Consider the following 22515-nt stretch of genomic DNA (forward strand, 5'->3'; position numbering starts at 1 on the left):
GCTGCGCGGATGGGCTGGTCGACCAGCCCATCCGCGCAGCGGCGCAGTTCGTACGGTGTGAGCCCGGCGGGTGTGGCCGTCGGTGACACGGTAGGCGAGGTTGGATCGTCCGCCGTGCAGCATGGCCGCGGTCAGCGGGCCCTGGCATCCGGGCACATGGGAGTCGAACCAGCGGCTCAGCGCGGACAGATCGAGCCCCGGTGGGTTGTCGATGTGCAGGTCGGTCCGCTCCGCTCGGTGCAGGTCACTGGTCACCGCTCGGTCTTCCGTCGCGCCGCGAGATCCCTGCCGATGATCTCCTTCATGATCTCGGTGGTCCCGCCGTAGATGGTCTGGATACGCGAGTCGAGGAAAGCTCGCGCGACCGGGTACTCCGTCATATAGCCGTATCCGCCGTGCAGTTGGAGACAGCGGTCAACAGTCGTCGTTTGCACTTCGGTCGCCCACCACTTCGCCTTGGCCGCGTCAACAGCTGTCAGGGCGCCGCCGTTGAGGGCCTCGATGGCGTGGTCCAGGTAGACGCGGGTGACATCGGACTGGGTAGTCAGTTCGGCCAGGAGGAAGCGGCTGTGCTGGAAGTCGGACACGGACTTGCCGAAGGCCGTCCGTGTGGTGCAGTAGTCCAGGGTCTGTTCCAGCACCGTCTCGGTGACGCACTGGGCGGACACCGCGATCGCCATGCGTTCGCGCGGCAGCCGCTCCATGAGGTGCCCGAAGCCACCGCCCTCGGTGCCGAGGAGGTTGGCGGCCGGGACGCGGACCGCGTCGAAGAACAGCTCGGCGGTGTCCTGCGCGTGCAGTCCGATCTTGTCGAGTTTGCGGCCCCGGGTGAAGCCGGGCATACCGCGCTCGACGACCAACAGGCTCATACCGCGTGCTCCGGCGGCGGGGTCGGTGCGGGCCAGCACGATGACCAGGTCGGACTGGATACCGTTGGTGATGAAGGTCTTGGCGCCGTCGAGCACCCAGTGGTCCCCGTCGCGGACGGCAGTGGTGCGGATGCCCTGCACATCGCTGCCCGCGCCGGGCTCGGTCATGGCGATGGCCGTGACGGTCTCCCCCGCGCAGATCCCAGGCAGCCAGCGCTGCTTCTGCTCCTCGGTGCCCAGGTCGAGCAGGTAGGGCAGCACGATGTCGTCCTGGACGCTGAACGCGGATCCAAGGGACGCGGCGCCGACCCTGGCGAACTCCTCCATCATCACCGCGCGATAGCGGAAGTCCGCCTGTCCACCGCCGCCGTGCTCCTCGGGTGCGGCCAGCGCCAGCAGGCCCTGCTTGCCGGCGGCGGTCCACACCCCGCGGTCGATGAGGCGCTCGGTCTCCCAGCGCTCCTGATGCGGAACGACCTCGCGGGCGACGAACTCCCGCACGACGTCCCGGAAGTCCTCGTGGTCCTGGTCGTAGAGCGTGCGCTGCACGGTAACTCTCCTCAGATGTTCGAGCGGTCCAGTGCCTCGGCGACGGTGGCCAGCGTGGCCGCCTTCTCCTCATAGGTGTCGCCGTACGGGATGACGGACAGGGTGGTGACACCGCCGGCGGCGAAGGCGGCCAGGCGGTCGACGATGCGGTCCACGGGTCCCAGCAGGCTGGTTTCGTCGATCAGCCCGAACGGCACCTCGGCAGCGGCCGCGGCGGGGTCACCGGAGAGATAGTGGTCCTGGATCGCTCGGGCCTCCTTCTCGTAGCCCAGGGCGCATGCCTGCGCGTTGTAGAAGTTCTTCTCCCGGCTGCCCATGCCGCCGACGTACAGCGCCGCATAGTCGCGGATCCGGTCGGCGCAGGCGTCCAGGTCGTCGCCGACCGACACCGGCACACTGGCGACGACGTCGAAGCCGTCCAACCCCCGTTCGCCGCGGCCCTCGCGCAGCTGGGCGAGGTTCTCTTCCGCGTGGGACGGGGCGTGGAACAGGGCGAGCCAGCCGTCCGCGATCTCGCCCGCGAGACGGATGTTGCGCGGTCCGACCGCGGCCAGGTAGACGGGGATCTCGTCCCGCAGCGGATGGATGATCAGTTGCAGCGGCTTGCCGGGACGGCCGTCCGGGCCCGGCAGGGGAAGCGGGTAGTGCTCGCCGTCGTGGCGGAGCCGCTCCCGGCGTACGACGGCTCGTACCACGTCGATGTACTCACGGGTACGGGCCAGGGGCTTGGTGAACTCGACGCCGTGCCAGCCTGCGGAGACCTGCGGCCCCGAGACCCCGAGCCCCAGGTGGAACCGCCCGTCCGAGAGGGCGTCCAGGGTCGCTGCCGTCATGCCCGTCATCGCGGGGGTGCGGGCCGGGATCTGCATGACGGCCGAACCGAGACCGATGCGCGTCGTGCGGCCGGCCAGCCAGGACAGCACGGTCACGGCGTCCGAACCGTACGCCTCCGCCGCCCACACCACGGCGTAGCCGAGACGTTCGGCCTCCAGGGCCAGCGCAAGCGGCTCGGCACCTCCGCTGCGGCCCCAGTGGCCCATGCTCAGGCCCAGTCTCATCGGTTCTCTCCTGTGTGCGGGTGCTGGACGACGGCGGCCGTCGCGAGCAGACGGTCCGTGTCGGACGGGTCGACTCCCCAGTCGGCGAGGACGGCACGGGTGTGCTGCCCGGGAACGGGCGGCGGTCCCTGGATCCCGCCCGGGGTTCGATCGAAACGGGGGGCGGGCGCCGGCTGGCGTATGTCCTCCGCCTCCGTGAAGGTGGCGCGTGCCTCGTTGTGCGGGTGGCGGTGGGCCTCCCAGGGGCTGAGCACCGGGGCCACGCAGGCATCCGTCGGCTCGAAGACGGCTGTCCACTCGTCACGGGTGCGTTCCTTGAAGACGACGGCCAGCCGCTGCCGCAGTTCGGGCCAGCGTTCACGGTCGTACTGCGCGGGCAGCTCCGCGCCGTCCGCGAGTCCGAGACCGGCGAGGAGCTCGACGTAGAACTTCTCCTCCAGTGCGCCGACCGCCATGTGTCCGCCGTCGGCGGTCTCGTACGTCGTGTAGAAGGGCGCCCCGCCGTCGAGCAGGTTCTCGCCCCGGCCTCCCTCCCACTGGCCGGCCGCCCGCAGGCCGTGCAGCGCGGTGGTGAGCAGTGCCGCCCCATCGACCATCGCGGCGTCGACGACCTGGCCCCGGCCCGAGCGCTCCCGCTCGTGCAGGGCGGCGAGGATGCCGAGGGCAAGGAGCATGCCACCCCCGCCGAAGTCCGCGACCAGGTTGACCGGGGGAACCGGGGGCCGGTCGGGCGGACCGATCAGGCCAAGAGCTCCGGAGACGGCCAGGTATGTGATGTCGTGGCCGGCGCGGAGGGCGAGCGGACCGCTCTGCCCCCAGCCGGTCATCCGTCCGTAGATCAGGCGGGGATTGAGGGCCCGGCAGCGTTCCGGGCCGATGCCGAGGCGCTCGGCGACACCGGGCCGAAATCCCTCGACCATGACGTCGGCGCGGGCGGCGAGCCGCCTGACCAGTGCGGCGCCGTCGGGATGCTTGAGGTCGGCGGCGAGGGAGCGGCGGCCGCGGGCCAGTGGGTCGGTCGAGCTGTGCTGCCCCGGGTCGACGTCGGAGGCACGGTCGATGCGCAGCACCTCCGCTCCCAGGTCGGCCAGGAGCATGCAGGCGAAGGGGCCCGGCGCCATGCTGGCGATCTCCAGCACGCGCAGTCCGGCCAGCGGGCCGGCGGTCCGGGGCTCGGTGTGGTTCATGCGCCCGTGCCGCCGTTCTCGATGCTCATCTCGCCGTCCCGGTACATCCGGCGCACGGCCCGCTTGTCATACTTGCCGACGCTGGTCTTGGGGATGGCGTCCAGGAACGTCCACCGTTCCGGGATCCACCAGTGCGCGACCCGCCCCTCCAGGAACTCCCGCAGTTCGACCGGGCCGACGGTGGCTCCCTCGGCCAGCGCGACGCAGGCCAGCGGGCGCTCGTCCCACTTGAGGTCGGGCACGCCGACCACGGTGGCCTCGACGACCGCCGGATGTTCGGCGATGGCATTCTCCAACTCGACAGTGGAGATCCACTCGCCACCGCTCTTGATGCCGTCCTTGAGCCGGTCCCGTACCACGATCCAGCCGCCGGGCTCGATGGTGCCGAGGTCGCCGGTGCGCAGCCAGCCGTCGTCGAACTTGTCGGGCGTGACCTCGGTGTGCAGATAGGAACCGGCCACCCACGGTCCGCGCAGCTGGAGTTCCCCGACCGCCTTCCCGTCCCAGGGCTGCTCGGCGCCGTCCATGCCCATGAGCCGCACGTCGACGAAGGGCATGACCCGGCCGCTCTTGACCAGCCAGTCGACTTCCTCGTCCGGAGCGGTGTCGCGGGGCGCTGCGGACCAGCTGGCGAGCGGGCTGGTCTCGGTCATGCCCCAGCCCTGGGTCAGGGCGATCCCGTACCGCTCCTTGAGACCTTGGACCAAGGCTCGTGACGGGCTGGAGCCGCCGCAGCCGGCCAGCCGGACAGTGGAGAGGTCGAGGGGATTTTCTGCTCCGTGGTGCAGCAACCCGTTCCAGAGGGTGGGCACGGCGGCGACTGCGGTGGGGCGTTCCTCGTTGATGATCCGGGCGAGGTCGGGGACGTTCAGGTGGCGGCCGTTCATGATGATGTCGGCGCCTGCCAGCCAACCGGCGTACGGCCATCCCCAGGCGTTGGCATGGAACATCGGCACGATCGGCAGAATCCGGTCCCGGTCCGACATGGCCGAGCCGTTGCCGGTGGAGATGCCGAGGGTGTGCAGCACGATGGAGCGATGGCTGTAGGCCACGCCCTTGGGGGCGCCGGTGGTGCCGGTGGTGTAGCAAAGTGCGGCGGCGGAGCGTTCGTCGACCGCCGGCCAGTCGAAGCCGGGACGCTCGGCGGCGAGCGCGTCGTCCCAGCGGTGGACAGCGATGTGGCCTGGTAGTTCGGGAGCTTCTCCGTCGCCGATGACCACCACGTGGCGGACGGTGGACATGCAGTCCCGCACGGCTCCGAGCAGCCCGAGCAGGGTGGAGTCCACCAGCAGTACCCGGTCCTCGGCGTGCTCGATGACGTAGCCGAGTTGGTCGGGGTGCAGGCGCAGGTTCAGTGTGTGCAGGACGGCGCCCATGGACGGGACGGCGAGATAGGCGGCCAGGTGCTCGGGCGTGTTCCAGCACAGAGTGGCCACCCGGTCGCCGCGCTCGACGCCGAGCCGGGAGAGGGCCGCGGCGAGCCGCTCCGCCTGTTCCGCGGTCTCGGCGAACGTCCAGGCGCCGCCGCCGTCCTGGGCACAGCGCACGACACCGCTGCGCGCGTGCACCCGTTGTCCGTGCCGCAGCAGATCGCTGATCTGGAGGTCCCGGTCCATCATGGTGCTCTTCATCGGTTCTGCTCCTTCGTGGCGGCGGCTCTCAGCGCTCGGCGGGCGATCGACCAGCGATGGGTCTCGGAGGGGCCGTCATAGATAAGGCTCGGGAAACCGCGAGGTCGTGGGCGCGATAGGCCAGGCCCAGCCGGCGCATGCAGTGGGTGAGGCGGGCGGGCGCGAGGCGCACCTGTGCGTAGGCGAAACCCTTGCCGACCTCACCGAGGACGGCTTGGTCACCGACCGCACAGCCGTCGAGCTCGATCTCGCAGTGGCCTCCGGTGAAGCCCTGGTCGAGGCTGGGAACGTGCCGGACGATGCAGAACCCCGAGGTGTCCGTCGGCACCAGAAACATGGTCGCCTCCGGCGGCGCCGCGAGTGGCCCGAGCAGGCTGCACCCGGCCGCTCCAGGATCACGGATTGCCCTCGCAGGTCGAGGCCGAGGCCGCCGAGCTCCTTGGGGACCGTCGGGGCGAAGACCCCCGCATCGCGGGCAGCTCGCTGAAGCGCGCGGCGCAGGGGGTCGTCGGGTGAGCCCGGGCCCCGGAGCATCTCGACTTCGGCGGGGAGGACGGTCGTCCGGACGAACTCGGCGGTGCGGTCGCGGAGCTCGGTCAGTTCGGGGGCAAGGGTGAGATCGATCGCCATGCGGTCCTCGCGGCTCTTGAGGGCTCGCTCCAGAAGGGGCGAATACTTAACGTTCGTTAGGACGCTAGGAGCGGATGCAGTGAAGGTCAATACGCCGGGGCGGTAAATCTCAGGGTGTCAGCGCTGCTCAGCGCCAGGAACGCAAGATTTCCTCTGCCGAGAGCCAGACCACTTGACGCATTCTGGCTGCCCATTCTAGCGTCCCACCCTAACGATCGTTAGATCCAGCCTTGGGTCTGAGTCCAAGGAGGCAGGTGCCATGACAGACGCAGAAGCAACCGAGGCCGCGCCGGTGGCCACGCTGGAGCGGCGGGGCAGTACCGCTTTGATCACTCTCAACCGGCCCCGAGCATTGAACGCGGTGACCGCGGAGGTCTCCGCGGCCGTGGGCGCAGCCCTGGAGGAATTCGCTGCCGACTCCGGCCTGCGGGTCGCGGTGATAACCGGTGCCGGGCGCGCCTTCTGTGCAGGTATGGATCTCAGGGAGGCGGCTGCGGGTCGGGATCCGCGGCATCCCGAGTGGGGCTTCGCGGGCATCGTCCGGCATCCGGTCGACAAGCCGCTCATCGCCGCTGTCAACGGCCCGGCGCTGGGCGGTGGCGCTGAGATCGCCCTCGCCTGCGACCTGATCGTCGCGGACGAGAACGCCACGTTCGGCATGCCCGAAGTACGCCACGGCCTGTTTCCGGCAGCCGGCGGGGTACTACGACTCCACCAGCGGATCCCCCGCAACATCGCCCTGGAAATGGCGCTAACCGGCATCCCCGTGGACGCGACCCGAGCCGCCGCCTGGGGTCTGGTCAACCGTGTCGCACCGGCCGGGAAGGCCGTCGACGTCGCCCTGGAGCTGGCCGAGCAGGTGGCGGCGGGGGCGCCGTCGGCCGTAAGCGCGGTCAAGCACCTCATGACCTGGGGCGAGCAGGAGACCGATGCACGGGCCTGGCAGGAGAACGAACGCGTCTGGCAGGAGATCCACGCCGGCGACGACGCGAGGGACGGACTTCGCGCGTTCGCCGAGAAGCGCATCCCGCGCTGGAGCGGCAACTGACACCGAGCGGTCAACCGCCCCTCGCGGGCCACGAGGGATCAGCCCTCTTTCGCCCCCCGGGATCCGCCTCCGCACGACATCGCGAGATCAGTCGCCCCTGCAGTAAAGGACCCCTGATGCCCAGCACGAACGAAGCCGTCATCATCGACGTGGTGCGTACCGCGTCCGGCCGGGGCAAGCCCGGCGGCGCCCTCTCGGGCCACCATCCCGCCGACCTCCTGGCCGCTGTGCTCACCGCACTCGTCGAACGGAACGGCCTCGACCCCGCCCTGGTCGACGACGTGATCGGCGGCTGCGTGTCACAGGTCGGCGAGCAGTCCCTCAACATCACCCGCACCGCGCTGCTGGCCGCCGGGTTCCCCGAGTCGGTGCCCGCGACCACCGTCGACCGGCAGTGCGGCTCCAGTCAGCAGGCCGGGCACTTCGCCGCCCAAGGCGTGATGGCGGGGGCGTACGACATCGTCATCGCTTGCGGCGTGGAGTCCATGAGCCGGGTGCCGATGTTCACCAGCGCGGGCGGCGCCGACACCTCCGGTGAGTTGTTGCGCCGCCGCTACCCGGAGGGCCTGGTACAGCAGGGCGTCTCCGCCGAGCTCCTGGCCGCGCGCTGGAAGCTGGATCGCGAGGAACTCGACGCCTTCTCGGCCCGCTCCCATCAGCGCGCCTGGAGCGTCACGGAGGCAGGCGGATTCGGCAGGGAGATCGTCCCCGTCGACGGCCACACCGTGGACGAGACCATCCGGCCGACCACGACCGCGGGGGGTCTGGCCGGCCTCAAGCCCGCCTTCACCGGGGCCCCGGAAGCCGAGCGTTTTCCCGAGATCGACTGGCGCGTCACGCCCGGCAACTCCTCTCCGCTCACCGACGGCGCGTCCGCCGCACTCATCATGAACGCCACGGTCGCGGGCCGACTGGGGCTGCGCCCCCGGGCGCGCTACCACTCCTTCGCGGTCACCGGTTCCGACCCGTTGCTGATGCTCGACGGGGTCGTGCCTGCCACGCGCAAGGTCCTCGACCGCTCTGGGCTGTCGCTGGACGCCATCGACACCTACGAGGTCAACGAGGCGTTCGCCCCTGTGCCGCTGCTCTGGCAGCGGGCATTCGACACCGACCCCGACCGGCTCAACCCGCGCGGCGGCGCCATCGCGCTGGGCCACCCCCTCGGTGCATCCGGTCTCCGTCTGCTCGCCACCCTCCTGAGCCACCTGGAGGCGACTGACGGCCGCTACGGCCTACAGACCATGTGTGAGGGCGGAGGCATGGCCAACGCCACTGTCATCGAACGCATTTGACGCACCGTCACCCATCAAGCACCGGCTCGACAGCTCAGGAGAATTTCCATGGACATCGCAGGCAGCGTCGCACTCGTCACCGGTGGCGCTTCGGGACTCGGCCAGGCGACCGCCAGGCGCCTGCTCGACGCGGGAATGTCGGTGGTCCTGGCCGACCTCGCCTCCTCGGACGGCAAGGCGGTCGCCCAGGAACTCGGCGAGCGCGCGGCCTTCGCCCCGACGGACGTCACGAGTGAATCCGACGTGGCGGCCGCGCTCGACGCCGCGGCGGATCTCGGCGAGCTGCGGGTCGCCGTCAACTGCGCGGGCATCGGCACCGCCGCCCGCACCCTGAGCAAGGCCGGCCCGTTCCCCCTGACCGACTTCAGCCGCACGGTGCAGATCAACCTGATCGGCACCTTCAACGTGATCCGGCTCGCCGCCGAACGCATGGCCGCGCTGGAACCGGTGGCGGGCGGCGAGGAACGCGGGGTGATCGTGAACACCGCGTCCGTCGCCGCCTACGAGGGGCAGATCGGGCAGGCCGCGTACTCCGCCTCCAAGGGCGGCGTGGTGGGTCTCACCCTGCCCGTCGCCCGCGACCTGGCCGGCCACCGTATCCGTGTCGTGACCATCGCCCCCGGGCTGTTCGAGACGCCGATGCTCGCCGCCCTGCCCGAGGAGGCCAAGGCGTCGCTCGGGGCCCAGGTACCGCATCCGAGTCGCCTCGGCCGCCCCGCCGAGTACGCCGCACTGGTCCAGCACATCGCCGAGAACCCCATGCTCAACGGCGAGGTCATCCGGCTCGACGGAGCGATTCGCATGCAGCCTCGCTGACAGTCGAGATCCCATGGCGTATATTCACATATGAATAGCAACTTTAGAGTGCGGCCACGCACGAGCTCACCGCAGGGACTTGGCATGGACAGTTACGTAGAACAGACCTCCTTCCACATCGACGGCACCTCGCGGCCGCCACTCGGTTCGGAGACGTACACCGTCATCTCCGCCTCCACGGAAGAGGAGATCGGTCGCGTCCCCGTCGCCGGCACGAAGGACGTCGAAGCGGCGGTGGCCGCTGCCCGCCGGGCCCTTGACACCCCGGGCGCTCCGTGGGCCGTCGCGAGTCCGGCCGAACGAGCCGACACCATGGACCGGTTCGCCGCGGCCGTCGAGGCCCGCGCCGACGAGCTGGGCCGCCTCGTCACCCGCCAGAACGGCATGCCGATCGCCATGTCGCCCCAGGTCAACGGGCACAGCACGGCCGCGATCCTGCGCTACTACGCGAGCCTGGCGCGCACGGTCGAGTGGGAGGAGCGGCGGCCCTCCTTCACCGGCACCACCACCCTCGTACGCCGGGAGCCGGTGGGAGTGGTCGGGGCGATCGTGCCGTGGAACTACCCGCAGACGCTCGCCATGATGAAGATCGCCCCCGCCCTCGCCGCGGGTTGCACGATCGTCCTCAAGCCCGCGTTGGAGACCTCCCTGGACGCGTATGTCCTGGCTGATGCCGCCGCCGAGGCCGGCCTGCCCGCGGGCGTGCTGAACGTCGTGCCCGGAGGCCTCGAAGCGGGTGAGGCGCTCGTCGCGCATCCCGGCGTCGACAAGATCGCGTTCACGGGATCCACCCCGGCAGGCCGGGCGATCGGCGAGGTCTGCGGACGCCTGCTGCGCCCCGTCACCCTGGAACTCGGGGGCAAGTCCGCGGCAATCGTTCTGGACGACGCCGACCTCGAGGCCACCATCAAGGGGCTCCCGGGCGTCTCGTTCGCCAACAACGGCCAGACCTGTTACGGCAGTACCCGCCTCCTGGCCCCGGCAAGCCGCTACACCGAAGTCCTCGACGCGGTCTCCGCCCTCGCCTCCGGTCTGACGGTCGGCGACCCCCTGGACCCGGCGACAGCCGTCGGTCCGCTGGTCTCCGCCGGCCAGCGCGAGCGTGTCGAGGGGTACATCGCCGCCGGGCTCACCGAGGGGGCGCGCCTCACGGCAGGTGGCAAGCGTCCCGCGCACCTCGATCGCGGATGGTATGTCGAACCGACCGTCTTCGCGGACGTGCGCCCGGACATGACCATCGCACGCGAGGAGATCTTCGGCCCTGTTCTCGCCGTCACGCCGTATTCCTCCGACGACGAAGCGGTGGCCATCGCCAACGACTCCGAGTTCGGCCTCGGCGGCACCGTCTGGACCACCGACCAGGAACGCGGCACGGCGATCGCCCGCCGTGTGCGCACGGGCACCATCGGGATCAACGGCTACCGCCTCGACTTCAACTCCCCCTTCGGCGGCCGCGGCGCCAGCGGGCTCGGACGCGAACTCGGACCCGAGGGCCTGAGCGCGTACCTGGAGTGGCAGTCGGTCTACCTGCCGTCCTGATAGGTACCGACGTCGGGGGCGTCGCCGGCGGTGCGTGGTCGGCAGGGGCGCGGTGGAACCGACGCTTGCCGCTGTTCACGACAAGCAAGGGGGTCTCCAGTCACCGTCGTGGCCCACAGTTTGGGCAGAACCGCGCTGACGCGAGCGGCCGAACCCCCGGCGCTGCGGCCGGTCGGGCCTCCTCTTCGAACCGATTCCAGCCGCGCTCGGAGTGCTGCGTATCGGCCTCGCCTCGAACGACGTCGGCTCGCGTCAGCAGCTTCAGAAGGCGTTCATCGACACGCTCGTCACCTGCACGCAGGCGCGGCGGAAGAGATCATCGAGCGCGGCGAGAAGCGCGGCGCAGTCGACCCCACAACCGACGCCCGCCTCGTGAACGGACGCGCCGAACTGAGCCCACCCTCCGGCCGGGCAACGACATCGAGCGGGCGGTGCAGAAGCGGGCCTCGAGGCCGTGAGCCTCGCAGACGGAGGCCTCCTGTCGGAGGCAGGAAACGATGAACTTGGTGTGTGTCCAGGTCGTTTTCAGGGCGCGTTCAGCCAGCCGCTCAGTGGCATCCAGCAGGTACGGGGCCCCTGTTTCTCCGAGCCAGGGCCCCGTACCTGTCGATGGAGGTGTGCTGGGAGAGGGCCGTTGCGGATGGTCTTTCGCTGACGCCTCGCACGCCTTCTGAATCTTTGGCATGACCCTGTGCGGAATCCAGCTGGCTGGCATGTCGCCGTCTGACGACTGGCGGTTGCCGGCTGCCGGCTGCCGGCTGCCGGCTGTCGGCTGTCGGCTGTCGGCTGTCGGAGCGGAGGGCGAGGCGCTGATGCAGCGGGTCTTCCCTGCGTTCAACGAGGAGGAGGCCTTCGTCACCGGGCGGCTCGGGGGCGAGGAGTGCCGCAGCCTCGCGGAAGGCTTGCGTCAAGTGGTGCTCCAGGTCGAGGCACTTGGCGAGGAACGCCGTCTCACCCTCCTCGACGGCCAGCCTCCGGCGCAGCGTCGCAGCGGCCGCCGTCCACAGATCCGAATCCTCAGCAGCTCGGGCCGCCAGTCGGAGCCCGACATCCCCGACCGGGCGGAGGCCGGACGATTCCTCGCCTTCCCGGCTCCGCCCGACGCCCCGCATTCCGTCGTCGTGCGCCACGGCCACGCTGCCGGTCGGCAGTGCCACCGAGGAGAGGCCGTCCCATGACGCGGTGCCACATCAGGAAACCGGCTGTGACCTGTCATGACCGGGCCTGCCATCCGTCGTGCCGGAGTCCTGCTGCTCAGTCGATGCACCACTGAACGCTGAGGACCACGCCTGATCATGATGGGCCTCAAGGAGCCTGCGCAGCGCCTTGACGCCTTCCTCGGTGCGCTGCTGATCCCCCGAGGTGACCTGATGGAACACCAGCCCTTCCAGGGCCGCGAAGACGATCTCCACCATTGTCCGGGAGACACCGAAGCAGGCCAGCGCCTCGCGTACGGCGTCGCGGTAGGTGTCATAGAGCATGTCGACATGCCGCTGCAGTTCGGGCCTGCGGCTTGCCTCCAGTTTCAGTTCGTACTGGAACGCCTGCAGGTCCGGATCGGCAGCGACGAAGCCGGGCAGCGTTGCAACGAAGTCCTCCAACCTGCCACTGCCCGGCACCAGTGACGACGTCTCGATGCTGCGCCTGACACTCCACCGCAGCGCCTCTTCGAGCAGGGCGTCGCGCGAACCGAAGTGGTGGACGACCAGCCCGTGGGTCACCCCGGCCTCGGCGGCCACGGACCGATAGGTCAGTTTGCGGAGCCCGCCTCGGGCCACGACCTTGACGGCCGCCGCCAGCAGCGCCTCTCGCCCTTCTCCGTATCCGGGCCGGGCATCCTGACCGACCTCCCCATCGGTCCTGGTCACGATGGTCATCGGCCCCCTCCACTTCCCCGTGTCTCCCCTGCCAGCAAACCTATCCTATTGACAAGTTATCCGACTGGATAGATTCTCGGGCTGTATCTCCCCTGCCTCCCCCTGACTTGGAGTCCCCGTGGTCATGCCCGAAGGCTTGCGCAGCACCCCGTTCTCGCCACGGTACGCCGACCGTATCGAGGAGTGGATCGACGTCTACGGCCACGCCGTACCCCTGGCCATCGGTGACGTGACCGAGGAGTACCGGGCCATCCGCACCACGGCCGGCGCCTCCGAGTACTCGATGCTCTACAAGTGGCATGTCGAGGGAGAGGACGCGGTCGCGACCGTCGACGCGGTCTTCTCACGCCGTGTCCGCGGTCTCGACGCCGGACGTATCGCCTATGGCGTGGTCGTCGACACCGACGGCATGATGGTCGACGACGTGACCGTGTCCGTCCTCGCGGTCGACCATCTGGTCGTCACCGGCGGAAACCCCGTCACGCAGGAGTCTCTTGCCGCCCACGCCCCTGCGGGGACATCGGTCACCGAGCGCCGCGACGAATTCGCCGTACTGACCTTGCAGGGACCACGCAGCCGCGACGTACTTCAGCGGCTCACCCACGCCGACGTCTCCAACACAGCCTTTCCCTACTACACGTTGCTCCAGAACATCCCTGTCACGGGTATTCCGGCACAGGTCAGCCGGCTCGGGTTCACCGCAGAACTCGGTTACGAGATCCAGGTGCCGCGCGAACGGGCGGTCGAGCTGTGGGACGCGGTCCTGGAAGCGGGTGCGGATCTCGGCGTCAAGGCCTTCGGCGCGGCCGCGCTGATGATGTGCCGCACCGAGGCCGCCATGATCATGGGTGAGCTGGAGTACGACCACACGGTCACTCCGTTCGAGTGCCGGATGGGCTGGGCGGTCGACTTCGACAAGGGCCCCTTCCAGGGCCGTGACGCGCTGCTGGCCAAGAAGGACAGCGCGACGGGACGGATCGTCAGCGTGGTCGTGGACGCGGAGCCCGAGGTCGCGGAGTGCGCCCGGCTGGAGCTGGACGGGCGGGACGTCGGCTATGTGACGATGGCGGTTCCTTCGCCCGCGCTGGGTGGCGCCACTCTGGGGCTGGCTCGCGTGCACCGCGACGCCGTGAAGTCCGGAACCGCGCTCACCGCCGTCGTCTCCGACGGTTTCAAGGCGGAGGCCGTGGTCCGGCCCACCCCCGTGTACGACCCCGAGCGCGCCCGCGTGCGATCCTGACCCGGCTGGAGATCCCGTCATGCAGCGCTACATTCTGACTCTCCGTTGCCCGGACCAGCCGGGCATCGTCCACGCGCTCTCTGGGGGCATCGCCGAGGCCAAGGGCAACATCCTGGAGAGTGCGCAGTTCTCCGATCCCGGCACCGGCGACTTCACGATCCGCGTCTGTCTGGAGACTCCCCGCACAGACAGCGAAGTCCTGCGGGACGAGCTGGCTCTGCGCCTGGCTCGATTCGACCCCGTGCTGTCCCTGCGGCCGGTGGAACAGCGTCGCCGGGTCCTGCTCATGGTGTCGAAGTTCGACCACTGCCTGGTCGATCTGCTCTACCGATGGGACCTCGGCGAACTGCCCCTCGACATCCCCCTGATCGTCTCCAACCACCCCGACTGTGCGCCGATCGCGGAGCGCTACGGCATCCCGTTCGTCCACCTCCCCGTCACCCGCGCCACCAAGCCCGATGCGGAGGCCGAGCTGCTGCGCCTGGTCGCCGAGCATCAGGTCGATTTCGTCGTGCTCGCCCGCTACATGCAGGTTCTCTCCGACGACCTGTGCCGCAAGCTGTCGGGACGGGTCATCAACATCCACCACTCGTTCCTGCCGGGCTTCAAGGGCGCCAAGCCCTACCACCAGGCCCACGACCGGGGTGTCAAGCTCATCGGGGCCACCGCCCATTTCGTCACCGCCGACCTGGACGAGGGGCCGATCATCGAGCAGGACGTCGTGCGCGTCGGGCACCGCCACACCGCGTCGGAGCTGGTCGCCATCGGCCGGGACGTGGAACGGATCGTCCTGGCCCGGGCCGTACGGCTGCACGCGGAGGATCGGGTTGTCCTGACCGGCTCCCGCACCGTCGTCTTCTCCTGACGCTCGCAACCCATCTGATGGGCTCAGCCGAGAGGTCCGTACCACCATGACCACTGCGACGCTGCTCGACGGCAAGGCCGCCGCAACCGAGATCAAGAGCGAACTCAGCGCCCGCGTCCGGGCGTTGCAGGCCAGAGGTATCGTCCCCGGCCTCGGCACCATCCTGGTCGGCGCCGACCCGGCCAGCCACTCCTACGTCAGAGGCAAGCACCGCGACTGTGCCCAGGTCGGCATCGCCTCGATCCGTGTGGAGTTGCCGACCACAGCAACCCAGGCCGACGTCGAGGCTGCCGTACGTCGGCTCAATGCCGATCCGGCGTGCACCGGATTCATCGTCCAATTGCCGCTGCCCGCCCACATCGACACCCACGCCATACTGGAGCTCGTCGACCCGGCCAAGGACGCCGACGGGCTCCACCCGACGAACCTGGGCCGTCTGGTGCTGGGCATTCCGGCCCCGCTGCCCTGCACGCCCCGCGGCATCATCGACTTGCTGCGCCGCAACCAAGTGGCCATCACCGGGCGACAGTTCTGTGTCATCGGCTGCGGAATCACGGTAGGCCGCCCGCTGGGCCTGATGCTGACGCGCCGCACCGAGCACGCGACGGTGACACTCTGCCACGAGGCGACCCAGGACATCGCGGCCCACACCCGGGTAGCGGACGTGGTGGTGGCCGCCGCCGGGGTGTCCCACCTCGTCAAGCCCGACTGGGTCAAACCGGGTGCCACGGTCCTGTCCGTGGGCATCACCCGGACCGTGGAAGGCATCCTCGGCGATGTCCACCCGGACGTGGGCCAGGTCGCCGGCACCATCGCCCCGCCGGTGGGCGGTGTGGGCCCGATGACGCGGGCCATGCTGCTGACCAACATCGTCGAGGCCGCCGAGCGCGACTGACGGCTCCTCCTGGCTCCGGGCTGGGCGGGACCGTACCCCGCCCAGCCCGGGTGCACCCCTTGGGAAGAGCCGCCAATGCCGCTGCGGGGGAACCCGGCCGCCCGTTGAAGTCACCCGACGCCATGGGCGGTCGCCTGCTCGTCGCACACGACGGCGGGACGGCCGTGGCCTGCGCCGGAGACGTTGGTACAGCCGGCGACGGTTCCTGGGCGGCAGGCACGCCGGCAGACTCGGCACAGACGTCGCCCTCGAACGTTCTGCCGAGCCATCCGCACGTTCACGGACGACTCCAGTAGGCGTAGCGCTCGACGGGATCGCCGTCGTGCCCCCACGGCCAGACCGTGACCAGCCCGCCGGTCGCGGCGAAAGCGGCAGCCGCGTCGCCGCGCCGACCCGCTCGCGCCAGCCCGTAGGCGAGCAGACCCAGGTCCGCGACGGCCGCCGCGTGGCGCAGCCGCCCAGGTGGGAGCCAGTGCCCCAGCGCTTGGTCGAGCAGCGCGGCCACGTGTGGCTGGGACCAGAACCTGTTCACTCCCAGTGCCTGGATGCCGCCACGGTCCAGGTCGCGGTGGTACTGCCGTACGGCTGCCGTCAGCGACAGGCAGGCTGTGGGTGTGTCGGGCGGCATGACGGCGATGACGTCGTCCAAGAACTCACGCAGCGCCGCCTGGCTGCCCTGTTCCTCGGGGGAGAGACAGCCCAGGATCTGCAGATATGCCTCCCTGTGCCAGGAGTCGCGGACACTGATCTCCTGCCACACAGAGGCGAGTTCCGTTCTCGACCCCCTCAGCAGTCGCGGCGCGGCCAGCGCGCCGACCCAGGGAGTGGGGTCGGCCGGGCGGGCTGCGGCAGCCAGACGGAAGGTCGACAAACCGGCCCATGGATCGGTGGCCAGTTCCGACCAGCCGCATATCACCAGTGCGTCCGGGTCGCGCGGCTGTCGCGACCGCCAGCCGCGGGCCAGGGCGGGAGCGGCCTGCGCGAGTACAGCGACGCGGTGGCAGCGGCGGTCCCAGTCGTTCCCGGTGTCCCGCAGCAGCCGTTCCAGTTGAGCGATGGCGAGGTCCTGAGGTCCCGGTCCCCGGGTGGAGGCAATGCTTTTCACGACTCGGCCGAGCGCGGCGTCGTCGAGCTCTGGGGCCAGCGGGGCCCCTGACGTCTGTTGTTGCCGAAGAGGGCCATGTCCAGTCAGCGTCTGTCGCGGGCGGCTCGTGCGAGGGCGTCGAAGATTCCTTGCTGGGCGGGGTCGTCCGGGGCGGTGTCCTCAGGGTGCCACTGGACAGCGGTGAACCAGCCCCGGGTCACGGTGAGTTCGAGTCCTTCCACGGTGCCGTCGACGGCGCGCGCGGTGACCGCGAGACCTGCTGCGAGGGTGCTCACGCGCTGGTGGTGACAGCAGGAGGACTCCACCTTCTGCGCGCCGGTGGCCTGTTCCAGCAGGGTCCGGCGCTCGATCTCCACCGGGTGCACGAGGTGCCGGTGCTCATGATCCCGGCCACCCATGTCCTGTTCCAGGTAGCCGCCAAGGGTCACGTTGACGACCTGGAGACCGCGGCAGATGACCGGCAGAGGCAGCCCCAAGTCCAGTGCCGTGCGGGCGAGTTCGAGGTCGAAGGCGTCCCGGAGATCGTCGACGCCGTAGACACTGGCGTCGGTGTCGGCGGCACTGTAGCGGTGTGGGGCGAGGTCGGCCTCCGCCGGGGAGCAGGACGCCGTCGAAACGGGCGAGACGGGTTGGGACGTCGGCGGCAGCGGGGTCGACCGGGTGGATGCTCGCCGGTTCGCCACCGGGCCGCCATACGGCCTCGATCAGCGGGCGGGTCACAGCTGGATCCACGTGGTCTTGAGTTCGGTGTACTTCTCCAGGGCGTGGGCGGACTTGTCGCGGCCGTTGCCGGACTGCTTCACGCCGCCGAAGGGGACGGTCAGGTCGCCCTCCTCGTAGCAGTTGACCCAGACCGTGCCGGCCTTCAGGGCCCGGGAGACCTTGTGGGCGGTGGACAGGTCGGAGGTCCACAGGCCGGCGGCGAGTCCGTACTCGGTGGCGTTGGCCAGGCGTACCGCCTCGTCCAGGTCGTCGAAGGCGAGGACAGAGAGAACCGGCCCGAAGATTTCCTCGCGAGCCAGTCGCATCCCCGGGTCCACGCGGTCGAAGACAGTCGGCGGTGTGCGGGGACTCGTCCGTCAGCTTGTCGGCCAGTTGGCCGTACCAGCGGAAGGTGGTGATCGCGGCGCGCAGTTCGATGTCATGCGCGTCCGTGACGGGCTTGCCCATCTCCAGGCTGACGGTCAGGGCGAGCGTCTCCCGCTGCTCTTCGAGCAGGTCTGCGATGCGCAGCAGGATCCGGCCTCGGTCTGCGGGCGCGAGGCGTGGCCAAGGTCCGGCGTCGAAGGCCCGGCGCGCGGCGGCCACGGCCAGGTCGACCTCGGCGGGGCGGCCGGGGCCGCCCGATGTGCGGCACCCCGGAAGGGATGCCGCACATGACCAGCTGTGGGACGACGAGGTCAGTCCGCGACGCTTCGCCGATCCCGGGTCAGCCGTGCCGCGACGAACCCCAGGAGCAGAACTGCGGGGACCGTGAGCTGGAGCCAGACGGCGGTGGTCCGGTCTCCGCCGATGAGCGTGGTGAAGTTCTCGACGATGAGCCAGATCGCCCCGATGATGCCGAGCGCGCCCAGAACAGGTGCGATGAGCGTGTTCCAGGGCCGGGTGTCGGCACGCGAGCGGCGGAAGTAGACCACCACGGAGACCGAGGTCAGGAAGTACAGGAGCATGATCCCCAGCACGGCGACACCGCTGAACCAGGAGAACAGTGTCAGCACCGGGTCCTTGCCCAGCAGCGCGAACGGTATGACCAGCGCCACGGAGATGACTGTCTGCACGGCGCCTGCCAGCCAGGGCGAGTGGCGCCGGTTGAGCGCGGTCAGCCCATGCGGCAGCAGGCGCTCACGCCCCATGGAGAACAGGTAGCGGTTGGCGGAGTTGTGGAAGGCGAGGATGCCGGCGAACAGCGAGGTGGTCAGCAGGACGGGCAGCACGTCGCCGGCCCAGGCACCGAACTGGGCGCTGACGGGCGCGAAGACGAAGGTGGTGGCGTCGCCCGACTCCAGCGCCTTGCCCGCCTCCGCCGTCGCGTTGGATGCACCGTGCGCGGAGACCAGCATCCATGAGGTGAAGGCGTAGAAGCAGGTGATCACCGCGACGGACAGGTACGTGGCTCTCGGGACGGTCTTCGCGGGCTCCCGCGCCTCCTCACCGTAGATGGCAGTCCCCTCGAAGCCGAACATCGACGCCACGGCGAACATCATCGCCACGCCCGGGGCACCCTGGAGCGCGGCGTGCGGCGAGAAGGTGTCACCGAAGCCGAGGCCCTCGGGACCACCGCCCTTGAAGAAGGTCACCAGCGCGAAAACGGTCAGGATGCTGAACTCCGCCAGGACGAAGACCGCGAGAACCTTCGCTCCCATCTCGATCCCGGCGGCGCCCAGAGCCTGAACGATCACCATCGTGACCAGCGTCCAGACCCACCAGGCCACGTGCACGTCGGCGTAGTGCTCGACCAGGCCGCTCACCGTCGCGCCGTACAGCCCGTACATGGCGGCCTGGACGGCGCAGTAGGCGAAGAGCGCGACGCCTGCGCTGCCGGAGCCGGTCGGTCGGCCGAGGCCCTTGCCGATGTAGGTGTAGAAGGCGCCCGCGTCGACGACGTGGCGGCTCATGGCCACGAAGCCGATGGAGAACAGCAGGATCACGACACCGACCGCGACATAGGCGGCGGGAGCGCCGGCCCCGTTGCCGATGACGATGGCGATGGGGAGAGCCCCCGCGATGCCGGTCAGCGGTGCCTGAGCGGAAAGGACGAAGAAGAGGATGCCCAGGACACCCAGGGAGTTGGGCTTGAGCCTGCCGGTCATGGATGAATCCTGCGCGGTAGGTGGTACTACCGCCGTCTGACTGTCCACTCGGATCACCTGCCGGGACGGGGAAGGGAGGGGGGAGGAAGGGGGGAGGAAGAGGGGAGGTTCGTTTTAGGCCAAACGAGTCGACCGATTTCGACATGTGGTGCCGCTCGGCCCAGCGGGGCCGTCCAGAAGTGCCAGAGCATGGGGTTCCGGGTGATACGCGGCGCAGCGCGCTCAGCAGGCCGCGCTTGGCGCGTGTCCAGCGGCCGCTGCGCCACAGCGACTCGACGGCGCTGGGGGTTCCCGCCGCGTACTCATCGGCCGGCCAGAAGGGTCAGCACGCCGCCGCCATCTTTCTCGGCGATCCGGCGACCAACCGTGAGACCGGACCGTCTACTGGTCGACGGTGATGGCCTGCAGTGGACAGACGTCCGCGGCCTCTTGCAGCTCATCGGCGCGCGCGTCGTCCACCTTTGCCACATACACGTCGACACGATGGGCACGCAGCGCCAGTCGCCCGTGTTCGTCGAGGGCGAAGAGGTCTGGAGCGGCATAGACGCACTGTCCGTGATCCTGGCACTTCCTGAGGTCGACTTCGACCCTCATGGTGACTCCTTGATGCTGTGCTGGAAACTTGCGCGGCCGGTTGCGTCTGTGTGTTCAGCGCAGCCGGATCGGCAAGCAGGCAATGCTGCGCAGGAACTCGGTATGGGTGAAGGTCGGCTCACCTGCGAGCTCGATCGCGCTGAAGCGGTTCACCAGCGAGGTGAAGACCACATCCGCCTCCGCCCGGGCGAGCACCTGGCCCGCACAGCCGTGCTGGCCCGAGCCGAAGGCCAGGTGCTGGCCGGCGGCGTTCGGACGGGTGTGGTCGAAGCGGTCCGGGTCGGGGAATGCCTCGGCGTCGAGGTTGGCGGACCCGATCAGCAGAACCAGGACCTCGCCGGCAGGAACGGTCGTGTCGCCGATGACCGTCTCCTCGGTGGTGAGCCGGGAGACCATCTGCTCAGGCGTCTCCACGCGAAGCACCTCGTCGATAAAACCGGACCGGGCTTCGGGCTGGTCACGGTAGATCGCGATGAACTCAGGGTGCTCCGCCATCTGGCGGATACCCTGCACGATGAGGTGCTTTATATCCAGATGACCGACAGCAAAGAAGAGCAGGATGGAGGAGACGACCTCCTTCTCGGTCATCTTCCCTTCATCCTGCGCCGCGAGGAAGGCATCGATCAGGCCGTCACCGGGGTGAGCGCGCTTGTGGGCCAAGAGGCCGCGGATGTGGTCCTCGTACCACTCGAAGGCTTCGCCCGTGACCTGCCAGTCGTCCTCGTCGGACCCGGGTCCCAGGCTCAGCCCGATGTCGTAGGTGGCCTTCTGGATCTCCAGCATCTTGACGGGTGCGACGCCGAAAATGTGGCAGATCGTGTCAAAGGTGGAGCGCAGCGCGAGGTCGTCCACCGCATCCAGGGTGCCGTCACCCGCGGCCACCTCGTCGAGCACCGCGTCCACGGACGCCTGCATGACCTTGGCCCACTCCTCGACCGCCTTCGGCGTGAACCAGCGGTTGGTGATGCGGCGCAGCCTGGTGTGGTCCGGGGTGTCTTGGCCGAGCACCGTGTCGTGCAGCGGACCGGCCACTCCGAAGTCGAGCTTGCGGACGCTGAGAGTGGGGTTGCGGATCAGCCTGGCGACGTCCTCGTAGCGGGACACCACGTACACGCCGACGGGATGCCGGTAGACAGGCGCCTCCGCACGGAGGCGGGCGTAGTACGGGGCGGGGTTCGCACGATAGTCGGGGTCGCGGAACGGGAGCAGGTCGACTACGGGAGCCTCGGTGGTCATGGGGATCTCCTCGGGATGCATGGCGGCCTCGAACGGGCCCCTGCCATACGGCGAGAATTATCCACCTGGACAGGTTCGTCAATGCTTCGAGGGCCCGTAATCAACTCTTTACTCGTACGGGATCAAATGAAGCCTGGGACGCGGCACGCGAAGAAGCCCCGGGCGCCGAACGTCCGGGGCTTGAGAATGTGCAGGTCAGATCGTCACTCCTGGCTCTCCAGAGCCGTCGCCGTCGGCGTCGAGGAGCCTCAGCAGGGAACGCAGCTCCTCCAGGGCCGCGTCCGTGACCTCCGGCTCGCCCAGGACGAGTTGGTGCAGCACGAGACCGTCGAGTGCGGCGAAGACCAGCCGGGTCAGCGCCCGGTCCGCGCCGGCCGGCAGCATCCGGCCGAGCTCCCGCTGGGTGGCGTCGAAGTACTCGTCGTACAGCTCGCGGATCTGCGGCAGCAGCTCCGGGCGGCGGCGTGACTCGAGCAGGAGCTCGTACTGGAACGCCTGGGTGTCCGGATCCTCCGTGACCATCTCCGACAGTCCGGTCGAGAAGTCCGCGACCTTGCCGGTGCCGGGTTCGAGCGCGCTGGTGCTCAGCGAGGTGCGGATCGTGTGGGCGAGGGCCTCCTCGATCAGCGCGTCGCGCGAGCCGAAGTGATGCACGACGAGCCCGTGGGTGACCCCGGCCTCCGCCGCGACCGCCCGGTAGGTGAGCTTGCGCAGCCCGCCCCGCGCCACGACGCGCACCGCGGCGTTGAGCAGGGCCTCGCGCCCTTCGCCGTACTGCAGGCGCTCGCGCGACTGTCGGCCCTTGGGGGCGTCCGCGAAATCGGTCATGCCTGCGACCCTACCCGGGCGGTTGAGAGCGCGACGGGGGCGGACCGCTGTCACGTTCACGCTCAGACACTCCCCCGTACGCAAGGCACCGTGTGCGGCCCGCGGGCGTCGGCACAGGACGCGCCGGAGCCACAGCAGCAGACCCCGCGCGGCACGATTCTGGGCGGCTTCATCGCCTGGGCGCACGGATGCCGCGGAACTCCCAGTCGCCGCCGAGCGCGGTGGACAGGACCTCCTCGGACTCGGTGGGCTGGGCACCTACGTCGGTGCGGACGGGGGTCGGGCCGGTGACGATGTGGTTGGTGAGCCGGCCCAGGCCCGCAACCTCCACCTCCACGACGTCGCCGGGCGGCACGGGGCGCGAGTTGGCCGGGGTGCCCGACAGGAGCACGTCACCGGGGTACAGGGTGATCGTCCGGGCGATGTCGGCGACGAGGTAGTGCATG

The 22515-nt window shown here is 69.7% G+C and carries 19 protein-coding genes and 5 pseudogenes; 8 read left to right on the plus strand and 16 right to left on the minus strand.

Annotated elements, in window-relative coordinates:
• The 7 genes and pseudogenes from ACWD4O_RS47355 to ACWD4O_RS47385 all read right to left on the minus strand — a co-directional run.
• Positions 1-255, minus strand: a pseudogene (locus tag ACWD4O_RS47355) (hypothetical protein); the annotation flags it as partial.
• A complete protein-coding gene (locus tag ACWD4O_RS47360; protein WP_451289329.1) occupies positions 252-1418 on the minus strand; it encodes an acyl-CoA dehydrogenase family protein in 1167 nt (388 codons plus the stop codon). The pseudogene ACWD4O_RS47355 and the gene ACWD4O_RS47360, both read right to left, overlap by 4 nt.
• 11 nt (positions 1419-1429) lie before the next feature.
• Positions 1430-2476 (minus strand): LLM class F420-dependent oxidoreductase, encoded by a 1047-nt coding sequence (locus ACWD4O_RS47365; protein ID WP_451289330.1) that lies wholly within the window; start codon positions 2474-2476, stop codon positions 1430-1432.
• Positions 2473-3663: a CaiB/BaiF CoA transferase family protein gene (locus ACWD4O_RS47370; RefSeq protein ID WP_451289331.1), complete on the minus strand. Its 1191-nt coding sequence runs from the start codon at positions 3661-3663 to the stop codon at positions 2473-2475. Before ACWD4O_RS47370 ends, ACWD4O_RS47365 begins: the two co-directional genes overlap by 4 nt.
• Complete coding sequence (locus ACWD4O_RS47375) at positions 3660-5294, minus strand: long-chain fatty acid--CoA ligase (protein WP_451289332.1); 1635 nt, start codon at positions 5292-5294, stop codon at positions 3660-3662. Before ACWD4O_RS47375 ends, ACWD4O_RS47370 begins: the two co-directional genes overlap by 4 nt.
• 28 nt (positions 5295-5322) lie before the next feature.
• A complete protein-coding gene (locus ACWD4O_RS47380; protein WP_451289347.1) occupies positions 5323-5631 on the minus strand; it encodes an acyl-CoA dehydrogenase family protein in 309 nt (102 codons plus the stop codon).
• Between the two features lie 86 nt (positions 5632-5717).
• Positions 5718-5924, minus strand: a pseudogene (locus ACWD4O_RS47385) (acyl-CoA dehydrogenase family protein); the annotation flags it as partial.
• Between the two features lie 259 nt (positions 5925-6183).
• Between ACWD4O_RS47385 and ACWD4O_RS47390 the strand changes: the two are divergent.
• The 5 genes and pseudogenes from ACWD4O_RS47390 to ACWD4O_RS47410 all read left to right on the plus strand — a co-directional run.
• Positions 6184-6972 (plus strand): crotonase/enoyl-CoA hydratase family protein, encoded by a 789-nt coding sequence (locus tag ACWD4O_RS47390; RefSeq protein WP_451289333.1) that lies wholly within the window; start codon positions 6184-6186, stop codon positions 6970-6972.
• A 116-nt stretch (positions 6973-7088) separates the two neighbouring features.
• Positions 7089-8264: a thiolase family protein gene (locus tag ACWD4O_RS47395; protein ID WP_451289334.1), complete on the plus strand. Its 1176-nt coding sequence runs from the start codon at positions 7089-7091 to the stop codon at positions 8262-8264.
• A 48-nt stretch (positions 8265-8312) separates the two neighbouring features.
• Positions 8313-9080: a 3-hydroxyacyl-CoA dehydrogenase gene (locus ACWD4O_RS47400; protein ID WP_451289335.1), complete on the plus strand. Its 768-nt coding sequence runs from the start codon at positions 8313-8315 to the stop codon at positions 9078-9080.
• 84 nt (positions 9081-9164) lie between these two features.
• On the plus strand, positions 9165-10619 hold the full coding sequence (locus tag ACWD4O_RS47405; protein WP_451289336.1) for an aldehyde dehydrogenase: 1455 nt from the start codon (positions 9165-9167) through the stop codon (positions 10617-10619).
• 797 nt (positions 10620-11416) lie between these two features.
• Positions 11417-11626 (plus strand): annotated as a pseudogene (locus ACWD4O_RS47410) (MarR family winged helix-turn-helix transcriptional regulator); the annotation flags it as partial.
• Positions 11627-11809: 183 nt separating this feature from the next.
• Here ACWD4O_RS47410 and ACWD4O_RS47415 read toward each other — a convergent pair.
• A complete protein-coding gene (locus tag ACWD4O_RS47415; RefSeq protein ID WP_451289337.1) occupies positions 11810-12496 on the minus strand; it encodes a TetR/AcrR family transcriptional regulator in 687 nt (228 codons plus the stop codon).
• 124 nt (positions 12497-12620) lie between these two features.
• On the opposite strand from ACWD4O_RS47415, the gene ACWD4O_RS47420 reads away from it, so the two are divergent.
• From ACWD4O_RS47420 to ACWD4O_RS47430, 3 genes are read left to right on the plus strand one after another with little or no spacing between them, the layout of a single operon-like run.
• The gene (locus ACWD4O_RS47420) at positions 12621-13736 is read left to right on the plus strand and encodes an aminomethyltransferase family protein (RefSeq protein ID WP_451289338.1); all 1116 of its coding nucleotides are present in this window, start codon (positions 12621-12623) and stop codon (positions 13734-13736) included.
• 19 nt (positions 13737-13755) lie between these two features.
• Complete coding sequence (gene purU / locus ACWD4O_RS47425) at positions 13756-14601, plus strand: formyltetrahydrofolate deformylase (RefSeq protein ID WP_451289339.1); 846 nt, start codon at positions 13756-13758, stop codon at positions 14599-14601.
• A 46-nt stretch (positions 14602-14647) separates the two neighbouring features.
• A complete protein-coding gene (locus ACWD4O_RS47430; protein WP_451289340.1) occupies positions 14648-15496 on the plus strand; it encodes a bifunctional methylenetetrahydrofolate dehydrogenase/methenyltetrahydrofolate cyclohydrolase in 849 nt (282 codons plus the stop codon).
• 277 nt (positions 15497-15773) lie between these two features.
• On the opposite strand, the gene ACWD4O_RS47435 is transcribed toward ACWD4O_RS47430, so the two are convergent.
• The 8 genes and pseudogenes from ACWD4O_RS47435 to ACWD4O_RS47470 form a co-directional block, all read right to left on the minus strand.
• Positions 15774-16601: a hypothetical protein gene (locus ACWD4O_RS47435; RefSeq protein ID WP_451289341.1), complete on the minus strand. Its 828-nt coding sequence runs from the start codon at positions 16599-16601 to the stop codon at positions 15774-15776.
• A gap of 83 nt (positions 16602-16684) precedes the next feature.
• Positions 16685-17315 (minus strand): annotated as a pseudogene (locus tag ACWD4O_RS47440) (gamma-glutamyl-gamma-aminobutyrate hydrolase family protein); the annotation flags it as partial.
• Between the two features lie 2 nt (positions 17316-17317).
• Positions 17318-17936, minus strand: a pseudogene (locus ACWD4O_RS47445) (aldehyde dehydrogenase family protein); the annotation flags it as partial.
• Between the two features lie 65 nt (positions 17937-18001).
• Positions 18002-19459 (minus strand): APC family permease, encoded by a 1458-nt coding sequence (locus tag ACWD4O_RS47450; protein WP_451289342.1) that lies wholly within the window; start codon positions 19457-19459, stop codon positions 18002-18004.
• 333 nt (positions 19460-19792) lie between these two features.
• Positions 19793-20005, minus strand: coding sequence for a ferredoxin (locus tag ACWD4O_RS47455; protein WP_450953242.1), 213 nt, complete (start codon positions 20003-20005; stop codon positions 19793-19795).
• Between the two features lie 54 nt (positions 20006-20059).
• Positions 20060-21109, minus strand: coding sequence for a cytochrome P450 (locus ACWD4O_RS47460; RefSeq protein ID WP_451289343.1), 1050 nt, complete (start codon positions 21107-21109; stop codon positions 20060-20062).
• 327 nt (positions 21110-21436) lie between these two features.
• Positions 21437-22069 carry a TetR/AcrR family transcriptional regulator gene (locus tag ACWD4O_RS47465; protein WP_451289345.1) on the minus strand — a complete coding sequence of 211 codons (633 nt, stop codon included), beginning with the start codon at positions 22067-22069 and terminating at the stop codon, positions 21437-21439.
• Positions 22070-22238: 169 nt separating this feature from the next.
• On the minus strand, positions 22239-22515 hold a 277-nt coding region (locus ACWD4O_RS47470; protein WP_451289346.1), incomplete at its 5' end, for a fumarylacetoacetate hydrolase family protein.

Source organism: Streptomyces sp. NPDC002623, assembly GCF_053592635.1.

Excerpts from the sequence above, each read along its gene's own strand:
- ACWD4O_RS47365 (WP_451289330.1), bottom strand. The coding sequence starts at position 2,476 with ATGAGACTGGGCCTGAGCATGGGCCACTGGGGCCGCAGCGGAGGTGCC.
- ACWD4O_RS47375 (WP_451289332.1), bottom strand. The coding sequence starts at position 5,294 with ATGAAGAGCACCATGATGGACCGGGACCTCCAGATCAGCGATCTGCTG.
- ACWD4O_RS47465 (WP_451289345.1), bottom strand. The coding sequence starts at position 22,069 with ATGACCGATTTCGCGGACGCCCCCAAGGGCCGACAGTCGCGCGAGCGC.
- ACWD4O_RS47420 (WP_451289338.1), top strand. The coding sequence starts at position 12,621 with ATGCCCGAAGGCTTGCGCAGCACCCCGTTCTCGCCACGGTACGCCGAC.
- ACWD4O_RS47405 (WP_451289336.1), top strand. The coding sequence starts at position 9,165 with ATGGACAGTTACGTAGAACAGACCTCCTTCCACATCGACGGCACCTCG.
- ACWD4O_RS47390 (WP_451289333.1), top strand. The coding sequence starts at position 6,184 with ATGACAGACGCAGAAGCAACCGAGGCCGCGCCGGTGGCCACGCTGGAG.
- ACWD4O_RS47455 (WP_450953242.1), bottom strand. The coding sequence starts at position 20,005 with ATGAGGGTCGAAGTCGACCTCAGGAAGTGCCAGGATCACGGACAGTGC.
- ACWD4O_RS47380 (WP_451289347.1), bottom strand. The coding sequence starts at position 5,631 with ATGTTTCTGGTGCCGACGGACACCTCGGGGTTCTGCATCGTCCGGCAC.
- purU (WP_451289339.1), top strand. The coding sequence starts at position 13,756 with ATGCAGCGCTACATTCTGACTCTCCGTTGCCCGGACCAGCCGGGCATC.
- ACWD4O_RS47400 (WP_451289335.1), top strand. The coding sequence starts at position 8,313 with ATGGACATCGCAGGCAGCGTCGCACTCGTCACCGGTGGCGCTTCGGGA.
- ACWD4O_RS47395 (WP_451289334.1), top strand. The coding sequence starts at position 7,089 with ATGCCCAGCACGAACGAAGCCGTCATCATCGACGTGGTGCGTACCGCG.
- ACWD4O_RS47415 (WP_451289337.1), bottom strand. The coding sequence starts at position 12,496 with ATGACCATCGTGACCAGGACCGATGGGGAGGTCGGTCAGGATGCCCGG.
- ACWD4O_RS47370 (WP_451289331.1), bottom strand. The coding sequence starts at position 3,663 with ATGAACCACACCGAGCCCCGGACCGCCGGCCCGCTGGCCGGACTGCGC.
- ACWD4O_RS47430 (WP_451289340.1), top strand. The coding sequence starts at position 14,648 with ATGACCACTGCGACGCTGCTCGACGGCAAGGCCGCCGCAACCGAGATC.